The organism is Rhizobium laguerreae (assembly GCF_002008165.1).
GTDB classification, from domain to species: Bacteria; Pseudomonadota; Alphaproteobacteria; order Rhizobiales; family Rhizobiaceae; genus Rhizobium; species Rhizobium laguerreae.
Window position 1 is genome coordinate 25,833 of record NZ_MRDM01000002.1, and the last position, 12,954, is coordinate 38,786.

12 protein-coding genes and 1 pseudogene are annotated in these 12,954 nt (G+C 60.4%); 9 read left to right on the forward strand and 4 right to left on the reverse strand.

Going from position 1 to position 12,954, the window contains the following annotated elements:
* Nucleotides 1–18 precede the first annotated feature (18 nt).
* A complete protein-coding gene (locus tag BS630_RS00230) occupies nucleotides 19–840 on the forward strand; it encodes a glycosyltransferase family 25 protein (RefSeq protein WP_077976260.1) in 822 nt (273 codons plus the stop codon).
* Here BS630_RS00230 and BS630_RS00235 read toward each other — a convergent pair.
* A complete protein-coding gene (locus tag BS630_RS00235; RefSeq protein ID WP_077975730.1) occupies nucleotides 788–2,218 on the reverse strand; it encodes a sensor histidine kinase in 1,431 nt (476 codons plus the stop codon). The two genes, BS630_RS00230 and BS630_RS00235, sit on opposite strands and share 53 nt — an antisense overlap.
* Nucleotides 2,219–2,262: 44 nt before the next feature.
* Entirely contained in the window at nucleotides 2,263–2,940 is a 678-nt protein-coding gene (locus tag BS630_RS00240; protein ID WP_077976261.1) for a winged helix-turn-helix domain-containing protein, read from the reverse strand.
* A 304-nt stretch (nucleotides 2,941–3,244) separates the two neighbouring features.
* Here BS630_RS00240 and BS630_RS00245 point away from each other — a divergent pair, with 304 nt between their 5' ends.
* The 8 genes from BS630_RS00245 (at nucleotide 3,245) to BS630_RS00280 (ending at nucleotide 11,648) form a co-directional block, all read left to right on the forward strand.
* The gene (locus tag BS630_RS00245) at nucleotides 3,245–3,541 is read left to right on the forward strand and encodes a DUF982 domain-containing protein (RefSeq protein ID WP_077975731.1); all 297 of its coding nucleotides are present in this window, start codon (nucleotides 3,245–3,247) and stop codon (nucleotides 3,539–3,541) included.
* 209 nt (nucleotides 3,542–3,750) lie between these two features.
* On the forward strand, nucleotides 3,751–4,845 hold the full coding sequence (locus tag BS630_RS00250) for a glycosyltransferase family 4 protein (RefSeq protein ID WP_077975732.1): 1,095 nt from the start codon (nucleotides 3,751–3,753) through the stop codon (nucleotides 4,843–4,845).
* Nucleotides 4,846–4,862: 17 nt separating this feature from the next.
* Complete coding sequence (locus BS630_RS00255; RefSeq protein WP_077975733.1) at nucleotides 4,863–7,067, forward strand: amylo-alpha-1,6-glucosidase; 2,205 nt, start codon at nucleotides 4,863–4,865, stop codon at nucleotides 7,065–7,067.
* Between the two features lie 593 nt (nucleotides 7,068–7,660).
* The gene (locus tag BS630_RS00260; protein WP_077976262.1) at nucleotides 7,661–7,897 is read left to right on the forward strand and encodes a DUF6894 family protein; all 237 of its coding nucleotides are present in this window, start codon (nucleotides 7,661–7,663) and stop codon (nucleotides 7,895–7,897) included.
* Between the two features lie 115 nt (nucleotides 7,898–8,012).
* Nucleotides 8,013–8,807 (forward strand): Crp/Fnr family transcriptional regulator, encoded by a 795-nt coding sequence (locus BS630_RS00265; protein WP_077975734.1) that lies wholly within the window; start codon nucleotides 8,013–8,015, stop codon nucleotides 8,805–8,807.
* 235 nt (nucleotides 8,808–9,042) lie between these two features.
* Nucleotides 9,043–9,504 (forward strand): DUF2231 domain-containing protein, encoded by a 462-nt coding sequence (locus BS630_RS00270; protein WP_077975735.1) that lies wholly within the window; start codon nucleotides 9,043–9,045, stop codon nucleotides 9,502–9,504.
* Nucleotides 9,505–9,875: 371 nt separating this feature from the next.
* On the forward strand, nucleotides 9,876–10,595 hold the full coding sequence (locus BS630_RS00275; protein WP_077975736.1) for an RNA polymerase sigma factor: 720 nt from the start codon (nucleotides 9,876–9,878) through the stop codon (nucleotides 10,593–10,595).
* 189 nt (nucleotides 10,596–10,784) lie between these two features.
* Nucleotides 10,785–11,648 carry a ferritin-like domain-containing protein gene (locus BS630_RS00280; RefSeq protein WP_143529383.1) on the forward strand — a complete coding sequence of 288 codons (864 nt, stop codon included), beginning with the start codon at nucleotides 10,785–10,787 and terminating at the stop codon, nucleotides 11,646–11,648.
* Nucleotides 11,649–11,764: 116 nt separating this feature from the next.
* Here the strand turns inward: BS630_RS00280 and BS630_RS00285 are convergent, their stop codons facing one another.
* Nucleotides 11,765–12,364, reverse strand: a complete 600-nt coding sequence (locus tag BS630_RS00285; RefSeq protein WP_077975737.1) for a general stress protein — start codon at nucleotides 12,362–12,364, stop codon at nucleotides 11,765–11,767.
* A 16-nt stretch (nucleotides 12,365–12,380) separates the two neighbouring features.
* A pseudogene (locus tag BS630_RS00290) lies at nucleotides 12,381–12,697 on the reverse strand (PepSY domain-containing protein).
* Nucleotides 12,698–12,954: the final 257 nt, after the last annotated feature.

Genomic DNA, 12,954 nt, shown 5'->3' on the forward strand with positions numbered 1-12,954 from the left:
TCGAAGGTCAGCTCTTTCATGAACATGCGCGCCGCACCTGCCGCCCTTATGCCGGCCCTTCATCCGGTCAGCCTGCGGGTGAACACCTACCTGATCAATCTCGACCGTGCGCCATTGCGCAGGTTTCGAATGGAGCGCCTGCTGGCAAGCTTCGGCCTTGCCTTCGAGCGGGTGGCGGCGGTCGATGGGGCGGGGCTGAGCCTGCCGCATCCGGGCTTTGACGAAGCTGCCTATCTCAGCCGCCACGGCCGGCGGCCGAACCCTTTCGAGATCGGCTGTTATCTAAGCCACGTCGAATGCGCCAAGCGGTTCCTCGCCAGCCATGCCGAGTTCGCGCTCATTCTGGAAGACGATCTCGATTTCGATGACGATCTGGCCGAGCTGCTCGATGCCGCCCTCGATCACGGTGCGCGCTGGGACATCCTGCGCCTGTCGACCGTCAATTCCGGGCGAAAGCACAAGGTGGAGCCGCTGACCGCGTCGCGCTCGCTCGCCATTGCGCTCACCCGCGAGAAGGGGTCCGGCGCCTATCTCATCAACCGCAAGGCGGCGGGCTGGATTGCCGGCGTGCTTGTCCCCATGCGCCTGCCTTATGATCTCGCCTTCGATCTGGAGTTCGATGATGGGCTGAGCGCCTGCTTCGTCGATCCGCTGCCGGTCAGCCAAAGGGTCGATCCCTGCTCGCAGATTCAGGCAGCGCTTTCGACCTACCGGCTGGGCCGCCGCCGGCCGTGGAGCGTGCTGCCATATCGCACTGCCGCCGAGCTGCGCCGCTTTGCCGCCCGCTTCAGCCGGCTCGCGGCATGGCGGATGGGAGGTTGGGACCAACTGCCGAAGTGAGAGGGAAGGCGATCGAAACGATGAGGCCGGGATGATTGTCGGCCATGGTGATCTCAGCCGAATGCAGGTCGGCGATCGCCTTGACGAGGCTGAGCCCGAGGCCGCTTCCGGGCGTCGCGCGGCTCTTGTCGAGCCGGTAGAGACGCCGGAAGACCTTGTCCCTTTCATCGGCGGGAATGCCGGGGCCGCTATCGGCGACCGCAATGATGGCGCGGCCGCCCTGGCAGCGCAGCGAAATGGTGATGCCGGTTCCGGCCGGGCAGTGGTTGATCGCGTTTTCCACCAGGTTGGCGATCATCTGCGTCAGCAGATCACGGTCGCCCCGGATGAGCGCGGGACAGCGCTCCGCGATATCAAGCGCCATCAGCGCGTCTTCGGCGACATCGCCATAGACCTCGGAAATCACCGCAAGCACGGCGTCGATATCGATGGCCTGAAAACGCTCCTTGCGCGCGCCGGCCTCGATCTGGGAAATGCGCAGCAGCGCCTCGAACGTGGCGTTGATCCGGTCGCTCTCGTGTCTTGCTTCGTCAAGCAGCGCCGAAACATCCGCCTGCTGGTCGTTTCCGGCTACCGCTGCATCCAGCGTCAGGCGCAGCCTGTTCAGAGGCGTCTTCAGATCGTGGGCGATATCGGCGCTCACCTGCCGCATGCTCTCGACCAATCTCTGCAGCCGCTCCAGCGCCGCGTTGATCTGGATCGCCACCGTATCGAGATCGTCGCCGTTGCCGGTGATGGCAATGCGGGCGTCGAGCGCGCCGTGGGAGACGTCGTTCATGGTGAGGGCGACCCTGTCCAGCCGCGCCTGGGCGCGAACGGCGAGAAAGACGCCGCCGCCGATCGCGGTCGCGACGACGATCGCGGCGGCCCATTCGAAGCTGACCAGCACGATCCGCAGCATCTCGTCGACATCGTTGAAATTTTCCGCCACCACCAGGCTGTAGGGACCGATGGTCGAGACCTGCATCCGGTAGCGTTCATGCCCCTTCAGCCCGACATCCCTGGAGGTGACGGTATAGATGCCGTTCGGGATGCGGGGTGCGGCGAAATTGCCGGCGAGTTTGCGCCCGCCTGCATCCGTCAGCGAATAGAGCCCATCGGAGGTCGACTGGAAGCTCGCATAATTGTTCAGTGTGTTGATCAGATCCTCGGTGTCACCGGGATTGTAGGTCGAGACGATGAGCGAATTCATCTCGTTCAGCGACTGTTCGAGATCCCGCTCAAGGCCGAGGCGCAGCATGTGGTAGATGATCGCGCCGCTCAGGATGAAGGTGACGACGAAGAGCACGCCGAAGGTCACGGCAAGCCGGAACGGCGTGCTCCTGCGCAGGCTCGAGCATGATGCCGAAAAATGTGCGCGGTTTTCGGACGACATCATGCTCTTACTCTTAAATTGCGAACAGGATTTGAGATTTTCCTGTTCTAGCGAGGCGCATGCAGGCTGTATCCGGTGTTGCGGACCGTATGCAGAAGCTGGACCTGGAACGGCTTGTCGACCTTGGCTCTCAGCCGGCTGATATGGGTCTCGACGACGCTGGTCTTCGGATCGAAGTGGAAATCCCAGACCCGCTCCAGCAGCATCGTCTTGGTGATGACCCGGCCTTCGCCGCGCATCAGCACCTCGAGCAGGGTGAATTCGCGCGGCTGCAGCTCGATCACCTGGCCGGCGCGGCGGGCCTCCCGCCGGATCAGATCGAGCTCGAGATCGGCAACCTTCAGCACCGTCCGCTGCTCCTGCACCGGCGGGCGCCGGCCAAGCGCATTGACGCGGGCCATGAGTTCGGAAAAGGCAAAGGGCTTGACGAGATAGTCGTCGCCGCCAGCCTCCAGCCCCTCGACCCGATCGTCGACGCCGCCGATCGAGGTCAGGAACAGCGCCGATGTGCCGATCTTGGCAGCCCGAAGTGAACGTACGATCGCCAGGCCATCGAGACCCGGCAGCATGCGATCGACGACGATGACGTCATAGGCCTCGCGCTGCGCCTGAAACAGCCCATCGCGGCCATCTCCGACCACGTCGCAGACATGCCCGGCCTCGGAAAAGCCCTTGGCAATATAATCGGACGTCTTGGTATCGTCCTCGATAAGCAGGATTCGCATCAGCCCGATCATTCCCGCCATGCCTGGGGCGAGATCTAGCCGAGAGGAAGGCTTGGCGACAACTTACGGATTGGTAAGGTGACGGGTGGGGAGCGGCAATCTGGCTTTCCAAACCATCTACGCCCGATCGATTCGAAGAAGCTATTCACCGGGCAGTCCGTCACCCGCTCCGGATGATCACGCACGAGGACATGCATCCTGGCGTCAAGCCATCCCGGCGATGATTTCAGCCAATCCGCGATCTTGAAGAGCAGAATTCCGTTGCCTAAATCAGCGGCACTCACGCCATGGAAGGAGGTAAACGATGGCACTCGATACTTTTGAACACCCGATTTACGCGCAACGGAAGTACTTCGTGCAGGAGATCACCGGGCTTGACGATGTCTTTGATTTTCTCGACGAATGGCCACAGGAGAAACGCGATGTCACCTATGAGGTGATGTTGGACGCCTGCCGGAAAGCAGCCAATCGGCAACTACCCGCGTCGGTCGTCGCAGCGAATTTCAGTCGCTTTCTCAAAAAGCATGGCAAGCTCGCCGACATAGAAGACGTGCCCCTGCACCTGCGGCGGGTCAGCGATCGAAATGTCTCAGGTATCTAGTACCGAAGGTGATCGCCGCAGCCGGAACCAAAACACGCTCGCTGAGTTCGGCAAAGTTCAATCTTGATTGGACGAGGAAGTCTTACTGGAAAGGAGCACGCAGGAAACAGCAGCCGTTGCAAAAGCTAGGATTCAACTGCCGCATGCCTTGAAGTATGCGGCTCCGATTTTTGCGGTCGACTCTCTGCTCACCTGAGGAGATTTTGCCGATGAAGATCGCTCAGATTGCCCCGCTTGCAGAAAGTGTTCCGCCGAAATTATACGGGGGAACCGAGCGGATTGTTTCGTACCTTACCGAAGAACTGGTGGCCCAAGGCCACGATGTGACGCTGTTTGCCAGCGGCGATTCCGTTACAGATGCCCGCCTCGTGCCGTGCTCGAACACTGCCCTGAGGCTAAATCCCGCCATCAAGGACCACCTGCCGCATCAGATCCTGATGCTTGAGGAAATCCGCAGGCGCGCGCACGAATTCGATGTCCTGCATTTCCACGTCGATCTTCTGCATTTCCCGCTGACCCGATATTTTGCCGACCGCACCGTCACGACGCTGCATGGGCGGCTCGACCTGCCCGATCTCTGGCCTTTCTACAAGGCGTTTCCAGATATTCCCCTGGTATCGATCTCCAATGACCAGCGCCACCCGATGCCGCCGGTCAACTGGTTGGGGACAGTCTATCACGGCCTTCCCGCTAGCCTCCTACCTTTCACGGAAAAGCCGGCGGGCGGTTACCTCGCGTTCCTCGGACGGATCGCTCCGGAAAAGCGACCTGACCGGGCGATTGAAATCGCGGCCAAGGTCGGCATGCCGCTGAGGATCGCAGCCAAGATCGACAACGTCGACAAACATTATTGGGAAACGGTAATTCGGCCGATGGTGATGAGCCATCCGAATGTTGAGTTCATCGGCGAGATCAACGATCGCCAGAAGGCGGGCTTCCTGGGCAATGCCGGCGCGTTGCTTTTCCCGATCGACTGGCCTGAGCCCTTCGGGCTTGTGATGATCGAGGCGATGGCCTGCGGCACACCGGTTCTTGCCTTCCGCAGCGGCTCGGTCCCGGAGGTGATCGACGACGGCATCTCGGGAATTTTGGTCGATACCGTTGCCGAAGCTGTCGAGAACATCGAATGGGCACTGCAGCTTGATCGGCGCAAGGTGCGGGCGAACTTCGAGAGACGCTTTACTGCGGGACGCATGGCAAGAGACTATCTTGCGGTCTACGGCCAGCTGCATGGATTGCGCGCAAAAGCCCCGCAGCGCCGGCGCGCGAACCGCCCGATATCCATTGACCAGGTTGTGGCGTAAAAAAACGGAGGCGACATGTGACGACATCTGCAGGCGGCAACTCAAATCGCGCAGCAACGAAGCAAGTGGCGCCGATTGCGCAATTCTTCATTCCCGCTGCCGCGTCGCTGCAGGAGCGGCAACCACGTACATTAAAGCACGGCGATACATTCGCGGTCTTCGATCACAATGGCGATGCTCTTTCCGGACCAGGAAGTCCCGACGGGCTTTTTCACCGCGACACGCGATATCTTTCGCATCTCTACCTGACGCTCGAGGATCGGCGTCCGATGCTCCTGTCGTCGACAATGCGCGACGACAACGCCACGCTCACCTGCGATCTGACGAACCCGGACTTCCTTGGCAAAGATGGAAAGCTGCGCCTCGAGCATGATCTCATCCATATTCGACGGACACGCTTTCTATGGGCGGGGCGTTGTTATGAGCGCCTGGCAGTGAAGAACTATGACGACAGCGATCATCACCTGCGGATGAAGCTCCAATTCTTTTCGGACTTTGCTGACCTCTTCGAAGTGCGCGGCACCGTGCGGGCAAAAAGAGGCCGTAGCCTGCCGGCCGTCATCGAAGATGGAAGCGTCCTTCTTTCCTATATCGGCCTCGATGAAAAAACACGGACAACCCGGGTCTCGTTCGATACGGCTCCCGATGAACTCGCACCGAATCTGGCGGTTTACGACCTCCACTTGAGCGCGCGCGGCAGCCGCTCGATCTTCATCGAGATCGACTGCGACCGTTCGGACAAGGATCGCCGCGTCAACGGCTTTTTCCTGGCCATGCGCGATGCTCGACGGGCATTGCGATCGTCGATGGCAAGGGCGGCTTCGGTTTCAAGTTCCAATCAGATCTTCAACCAGCTTGCGCGGCGAAGCGTGTCCGACCTTTACATGTTGATAACAGACACGCCTGAAGGGCCGTACCCCTATGCCGGTACGCCGTGGTTCAGCACGGTGTTCGGCCGCGACGCGATCATCACCGCGCTGCAGACGCTCTGGCTGGATCCCGCCATCGCAAAGGGGGTGCTTCGCCATCTCGCCGCCAACCAGGCGACCGATATCAATCCCGCTTCGGATGCCGAACCCGGCAAGATCCTCCATGAGGTTCGCTTCGGTGAAATGGCCGAGCTGGGGGAAGTTCCGTTCCGCCGTTACTACGGCAGCGTCGATTCGACCCCGCTGTTTGTCATGCTTGCGGGGAGCTACCTGGACCGCACCGGCGACACGGCGACGCTTCATCAGCTTCTGCCGCATATCGAGGCGGCGCTGACCTGGATCGACGAATATGGCGACCGCGACGGTGACGGCTTCGTCGAATACGGGCGCCAGACCGTGGAGGGCCTGATCAACCAGGCCTGGAAGGACAGCCACGATTCGGTCTTTCATGAGGACGGGACACTCGCCAGGGGACCGATCGCGATTGCCGAGGTACAGGCCTATGTCTATGGCGCGTGGCAAGCGGGCGCGGAGATATTCCGCCAACTCGACCGGCCCGAGCGCGCGGCGAAATTGCTGGCGAAGGCAGAAGGGCTGCGGCGTGCTTTCGACGTCCGTTTCTTCGACGAGGAACTCGGTACGTTCGTGCTGGCGCTGGACGGAGACAAGCGAGCCTGTCGGGTTCGCTCTTCGAATGCCGGCCACGCTCTCATGACCGGCATTGCCTACCCCGCAAGAGCTGAACAAGTGGCGCACACCTTGATGAACGCCTCGTCCTTCTGCGGCTGGGGCATTCGCACCATTCCCGCCACCGAGGCGCGCTACAACCCGATGAGCTACCACAACGGCTCGATCTGGCCGCACGACAATAGTCTGATCGCCATGGGGCTTGCGCGCTACGGCTTCAAGGCAGCGGCAGCGCAAATCTTTGAAGGCCTGTTCGCAGCCTCGACCTATATCGAATTACGCGGCCTTCCCGAGCTGTTCTGCGGTTTTTCCCAACGGCGGTCGCATGGACCGACCTTCTATCCCGTGGCGTGCTCTCCGCAGGCCTGGGCCGCGTCAGCGCCTTTGTCGTTACTGCAATCGTGCCTCGGTCTGGATTTCGACCCGAACGCCTCGCAGATCAGCTTTAACCAGCCGCGCCTGCCGGCATTCCTGGATGAGATCACTTTGCGGCATCTTATGGTTGGCTCCGGTTCGGCTGACGTCACCATTCGCCGGTCCGGCCGACAGGTCGTCGTAGACGTCGTAGGGCGCAAGGGAGATGTACGCGTTCTCACGACCGCTTAGAGGCCCTGCACGGGCGTGGAGTCCGAAGCAGCGGAATGATTGGTATGACTGATCGCATTAGCAATCGTCAGGGGCCGCCCAACGTACAGGAGACGCAATGCTTGGGGCAAGCAATGATCGCTGAACGGCCCAATAGCATGATACGGAATATCACTCGAAATCAGAGTCAATTTATGTTTTGGAGCAAAATGAAAGAAGGAAATTTGTAGTTGAATAAACACCTGTGGCACCACCGCACCGCCGATGGTTTGTCAGGAATGGTACTGGAACTGCTATCGCGCGCGCGGTTTGGAAGTCGATTCGCGGGAGAAAGAGACCCAGTCTGCGAGCCTCGGCCGCCCCTACACTCTTGCGATCCACCCCTTCCCAGGGTTTAGCCGCGCAGAGGCAAGGTTTTTGTGTGTTTCCTGCACCTAACGCCTTCGGTAACGCTCTGCGCGGCCTTCTGTTCAAAATTCGATCGTTCCACGCTTCCGTCCCTTTTGTGCGACCCGCTCCCGTACACGCATGGCCAGCCCCGTTGCTGCGAGAATCGCGGGAACAACTGGTCTTGCGCGAAGTTAGGGGTCCTTTTATTGATGGAGGAATACAGCTTGCCAAAGTATTTTTTCCACGTCCGCAGGAACGATGTCTTCGAGGAAGATCCGGAAGGCATAGACCTAGCCACACCCGAGCTGGCGTTCGAGGAAGCAACCGCTGCCGCCCGCGATATCGTCGCGGAAAGAATCCGCATGGGCAGTCGGGCAAACGGAGACACTTTCGAGATTATGACGGAAGACGGCTCGTTGGTCGCAACCGTTCCCTTCCGGTCCGCTATCCGCCTGGATTAGCACCCTCGCGCAAACGCCTGACCGGTCGTTGGAATTGTCAAAACCGTACAGAGCGTGAGGCACTCGAACGAAAGACATAGCGTCGCGTTGACCATTGAATGGGTGGTGCGACGTCATGACAGAATTGCTGCAGAGGCAGGTGAGAAACAGGTTGTTGCGGCAATTTCCGGAGGATGCCTTCCAGCTTCTCGCGCCGTTCCTCGATCCTATCGAACTTCCTGTGAAACATTCGCTTGTGCGACCGCGCAAGCCGATCGAGCATGTCTGTTTTCTTGAAAGCGGCCTCGCCTCGATGGTTGCGGAAAGCGCTGACGGCAAAAGCGTTGAAATCCGCCACATCGGACGCGAGGGCATCGCCGGCTACCCTGTCGTCCTCGGTGTCGACCGAACGCCGAACAAGACCTTCATGCAGGTGGCGGGCTTCGGGCTTCAGGTGGCCACCGAGGATTTTCTTCCGATCCTCGAGCACCCCTGCGTGCGGCAATTGCTGCTGCGCTATGTGCATACCTGCGAGCTGCAGCTTGCCCACAGCGCGCTGGCTGCGGCAAAGTTCAACATGCATCAGCGGCTGGCCCGCTGGCTGCTCATGTGTCACGACCGCATAGACGGCAATGATCTGCCACTGACCCACGAATTCCTGGCGCTGATGCTGGGCGTCAGGCGGGCGGGCGTCACCGATGAACTGCACATTCTCGAAGGCATGCACGCCATCAAATCGACACGCGGCAACGTCCGCATCACGGACCGCAACAAGCTGATCGAGATCGCCGGCGGCTGCTATGGCGTACCCGAGCAGGAATACGAGCGGCTGATCGAGGGGCCGGAACCTGAGGTGGTTTTCCTCGTCGAGCGCCCAGGCAGAGAGCATGCCATCGTCGCGCGGGAGCCCGGAAGCTGCCTCCGGGATTGACATGATCAAGCAGAAGGACGTCACGCTCAGCCGTGATCACGATCACGCTCAGCCGTGACGATCACGCTCAGCCGTGATCTCAAAGTTTGTTGTCAGAGAAGCCCTGGAAAACCTGAAGCCTTCGCAAACCTGCTTCCCAACAGCTCGAAATTGTCTTCGTCCCCGACGCACCGGGAACCGAACATGCCGCTGCTTGTTTTCACAGCACATAAGCCGAGCACGTCGGAGCGAGCACATGAACCCGAAAAGCACGTTGAACATTGCCGGCCATCCGATCCATCCGATGTTGATCCCGTTCCCGGTCGCTTTCTTTGTCGGAACGCTCGTCACCGATATCCTCCACAGCCAATCCGACGACCCGTTCTGGCCGGCGGCGTCGAACTGGATGCTGACGGCCGGCCTCGTCATGGCAGCCCTGGCAGCACTCGCCGGATTGACCGATTTCTTCGGCGATAGCCGCATCCGCAGCTTGCGGGCTGCCTGGCTCCACATGATCGGCAACATCGTCCTCGTTCTGATCGAGGCCGTCAGCCTTTGGCGGCGGGTCGTACAGGGCCCTGATTTCATCGTGCCGACCGGCCTGGCGCTGTCTTTGATCGCCGTTGCGCTGCTGTTGTTCAACGGCTGGAAAGGCTGGGAAATGGTGTATCGCCACCGGGTCGGCGTCAGCGAAGAGACGAGCAATTCGGCGCGGTGAGGAAGGCGGCAAATTTCCGCAAACTCCGTCGACCGGAGGATCCATGCTGCCCTCCATCGGCGGCGCGTGAATCCCAGGCTCGAGGCCTGGGCTGCGGACCTTTTTGGTTATCGAAGGATAAGGCTGCTTTGCACCCTCATGCCGGCCGTAGAGATTATCTTTGCCGCTTCCTGAAAGCATGCATCGCCGGCGACCACGCTGGAAGTTTCAGTTGCGCCAGAACCGGAAGATAGAACTGCTCCGCAACAAGTCCGATTTACTTGGTCAGCAGACCTCTGGTCCGGTAGAGTCCCAAGTCTCCACCTAGCCGCAGATCGAAAAGCCGGAAAACGCTTATCTCATAGTAAGCTGATGCATCTGGAGCGCCTACGATGAAGCCGAGCGGATCCACCGAGGCAGTGAGGATCGAGGACCTTGACGACGCGGGGCTGGTTGAACACGCGCGACAGCTTGACCCCGCCGCATTCTGGCTAATCATCAAGCGTCACAATCTGCGGCTTCACAGGGTCGCCCGCGCCGTCCTGAATGACGACATCGAGGCGGAGGACGTACTTCAGGAGACCTATATCCACGCCTTCACCCATCTGGCCGAATTCCGCGCGGAGGCGCGGCTGTCGACCTGGCTCACCCGGATCGCGCTGAACGAGGCGCTGGGACGCCGCCGGAAAAGGCGACCCACCGTAGACGCGAAAGCCATCGAAGGCATGGTCGCTCCGTTCAGCGCACACAAGCCTGATCCCGAAGAGGCGGCCGCTCTCGCTGAAATCCGCGGCCTGCTGGAGCGAGCCGTCGGTGACTTGCCAGAGCCCTTTCGCATCGTCTTTGTCATGCGGGATGTCGAGGAAATGAGCATTGAGGAAACGGCTTTTCTTTTGGCATTGCGACCTCAGACAGTGAGCACCCGTCTTTATCGCGCACGCCGGCTGCTCCGCGAAGCGCTGCGGGACAAGCTCGCCGCCGTGTTCACGGATACGTTTCTCTTCGCTGGCGCTCGTTGTGACCGCCTCGCGCAATCAGTCCTCGATCGGCTCTCAATTCGCCTGGTTCGAAAGGATACGCAGCTGTTGAACGCGGCGACTGACCGCACCTAGAGCCTTTCCGGGTTGGATTGCAGCATTCTAGACGCCGTCCACGCCGAGATTACGCCGGCTCCTTTCGCAGGGCCCTGGTAGCGGGACACGGGAATATTTTGGCCGCCCGGATCATCTAATCGTCAGGCAAACGCATTCTGTGCCGCGGTGCTGACAGCGGTGCTGAATCAACAAACATAGGAGATCGCCATGCAGGCCCCACTTGACCTATCCCGGCGTCAGTCGCTTCAGGGACTTATCGTACTCGGTGCCGGAGCGGCACTCAGCGGAATTGCGCGGCCTTCGCCGGTATTGGCACAGGACATATCGGACGAGGACATTTTCCGCTTTGCGCTCAACCTCGAATATATGGAGGCTGAATACTACCTCCGCGGCACCACCGGAATGGGCATCGACGCAGCCGATGCCGGTTCGAAATCCGGCGACGTCGTTGGTGGAAAGCAAGTCTCGTTCGAGACGCCCGCCATCGGCAAATTCATGCAGGAAGTCGCGGAAAACGAACTCGCGCACGTCCGCTTCTACCGCAAGACGCTTGGAACCAACGCGGTTGACAGGCCGGCCATCGATTTCGGTGCGGGCTTCAAAGCCGTCGCGGAAGCGGCGGGCCTCGGGCCGGACTTCGACCCTTTCGGCAACGAGACGAACTTCGTTCTCGGCGGGATGGTGTTCGAGGATGTCGGCGTCACCGCCTATGCCGGTGCGGCGACAGTTCTGAAAAACAAGGACTTCCTCGCCGCTGCCGCAGGCATCCTGGCGGTCGAGGCCTATCACATGGGAATGGCGCGATCTACGCTATACCGAAAGGGAGAGGAAGCCTGGAAGGCCGCCAACGCGGTCTCCGATGCCCGAGACAAAATCGACGGATCAGACGATAAGGACCAGGGGATCCAGGGGGACGGAAAAGCCAACATCGTTCCCTCGACGCCCGATGCGATCGCGTTCACCAGAACGCCGCAGGAGGTGCTCCGGATCGTCTACCTCACTGACAAGGACGGAGTGAGCAAGGGCGGCTTCTATCCGGAAGGGATGAACGGCACGCTCAAGACCACCTGAGCCAGTTGCGACGCGTGACGATTGGCCAGCGGAAACTGAGCGGATTGGTATCCGCCGCTCTGCGTGAGATCAACGCTTCAACCCTCCTTGCGACGTGCAAGGACGGTTGAACTCGATTAAATGCCTGTCCGCGGATACCGGTCGCGCTCCTGTGCGATCTGCTCGGGGGCGTATGGATCGAGCGTGTCGTCGAAGTGGGTCCAGCCCTGCTCCTTATAGGCACGCCGACGTTCGACCGGGTCGACGCAGTTTGACCCCTGGAGAATAGCCTGCGCCTCGGAGGCGCGGGCGTCGTCGACCTTGGCCGTGACCAGGCTGCCGCCGCGGCGGACACCTTCGGCATAGAGGTGGGCATCGTCTTCCGAAACGCCGGAGTCAGTGAGGGCGCCGATCAGGCCACCAACCGCACCGCCGGTGACGGCGCCGGCGACAGCCCCGGCCGCAGTCACGGCCAGCCAGCCTTCGGCAACCACCGGCCCGACACCGGGAATGGCCATCAGGCCCAGTCCGGTGAGCAGGCCGCCGGCGCCACCGACGGCAGCGCCGATGACGGCGCCGGTCGCGGCATCCTTGCCAACGTCAGAGTCGCGATGGACGCGGCCAGCCTTGTTGGAGACGATACTGATGTCGTTTGAGGGAAAGCCTGCCGCTTCCAATTTGGTGACGGCGGAGCGAGCGTCCGAGTGGTCGTCGAAAAGTCCGGTTACAGTTCTCATCATGCTTCTCCTTGGGTTACTTGGCGACGATGTTGCCCTGATAATCGAGAGCAACGGAGACGGCTTTCCCGTCCTTGATGCCGAGGCCATCCAGATCCCCTTGTCGTCGAGCTTGAGATCCTTGACGTCGGTGTAACCCGCTTCCGCAATGCGATCCTTAGCCTGAGTTTCGGTAAAGCTGTTGGCGCCCTCAACGGGCGCGGTCGGATTTTTGGTGTCCGGGGTTGCAACCGCAGGTGTATTTCCATCCTTGGATGGAGCCGGTGTGGTTTGGGCAAAGGCTGCAATGGCAGACGCGCCCAGAATTGCCGCCGCGAAGACGATCTTGTTCATATGCGTTTCTTCCATTTCCGGATCAGATGAGATCCATGCGGTCAGAACACGCAGGAGAGATCTTTGTTCCGCGAGATTATGTAGTTGATTTTTCTAAATATATGGGAAAGTGGCGCGCTGCGGGTTATTCTCTGCGGCGCCGGGGCAATGTAAGCAGAAAGTTACGGTGTGGGGTAACCGACGATCCCACGGGCGCCTTGAGGAAGGGCCTCGGTGTAGGCCCATCCTATAACTCCTAGAGTTGTGTTTTGTTATAT

Excerpts from the sequence above, each read along its gene's own strand:
- BS630_RS00250 (WP_077975732.1), top strand. The coding sequence starts at position 3,751 with ATGAAGATCGCTCAGATTGCCCCGCTTGCAGAAAGTGTTCCGCCGAAA.
- BS630_RS00280 (WP_143529383.1), top strand. The coding sequence starts at position 10,785 with ATGCAGGCCCCACTTGACCTATCCCGGCGTCAGTCGCTTCAGGGACTT.
- BS630_RS00240 (WP_077976261.1), bottom strand. The coding sequence starts at position 2,940 with ATGCGAATCCTGCTTATCGAGGACGATACCAAGACGTCCGATTATATT.
- BS630_RS00265 (WP_077975734.1), top strand. The coding sequence starts at position 8,013 with ATGACAGAATTGCTGCAGAGGCAGGTGAGAAACAGGTTGTTGCGGCAA.
- BS630_RS00235 (WP_077975730.1), bottom strand. The coding sequence starts at position 2,218 with ATGATGTCGTCCGAAAACCGCGCACATTTTTCGGCATCATGCTCGAGC.
- BS630_RS00275 (WP_077975736.1), top strand. The coding sequence starts at position 9,876 with ATGAAGCCGAGCGGATCCACCGAGGCAGTGAGGATCGAGGACCTTGAC.
- BS630_RS00285 (WP_077975737.1), bottom strand. The coding sequence starts at position 12,364 with ATGAGAACTGTAACCGGACTTTTCGACGACCACTCGGACGCTCGCTCC.
- BS630_RS00270 (WP_077975735.1), top strand. The coding sequence starts at position 9,043 with ATGAACCCGAAAAGCACGTTGAACATTGCCGGCCATCCGATCCATCCG.
- BS630_RS00230 (WP_077976260.1), top strand. The coding sequence starts at position 19 with ATGAACATGCGCGCCGCACCTGCCGCCCTTATGCCGGCCCTTCATCCG.
- BS630_RS00245 (WP_077975731.1), top strand. The coding sequence starts at position 3,245 with ATGGCACTCGATACTTTTGAACACCCGATTTACGCGCAACGGAAGTAC.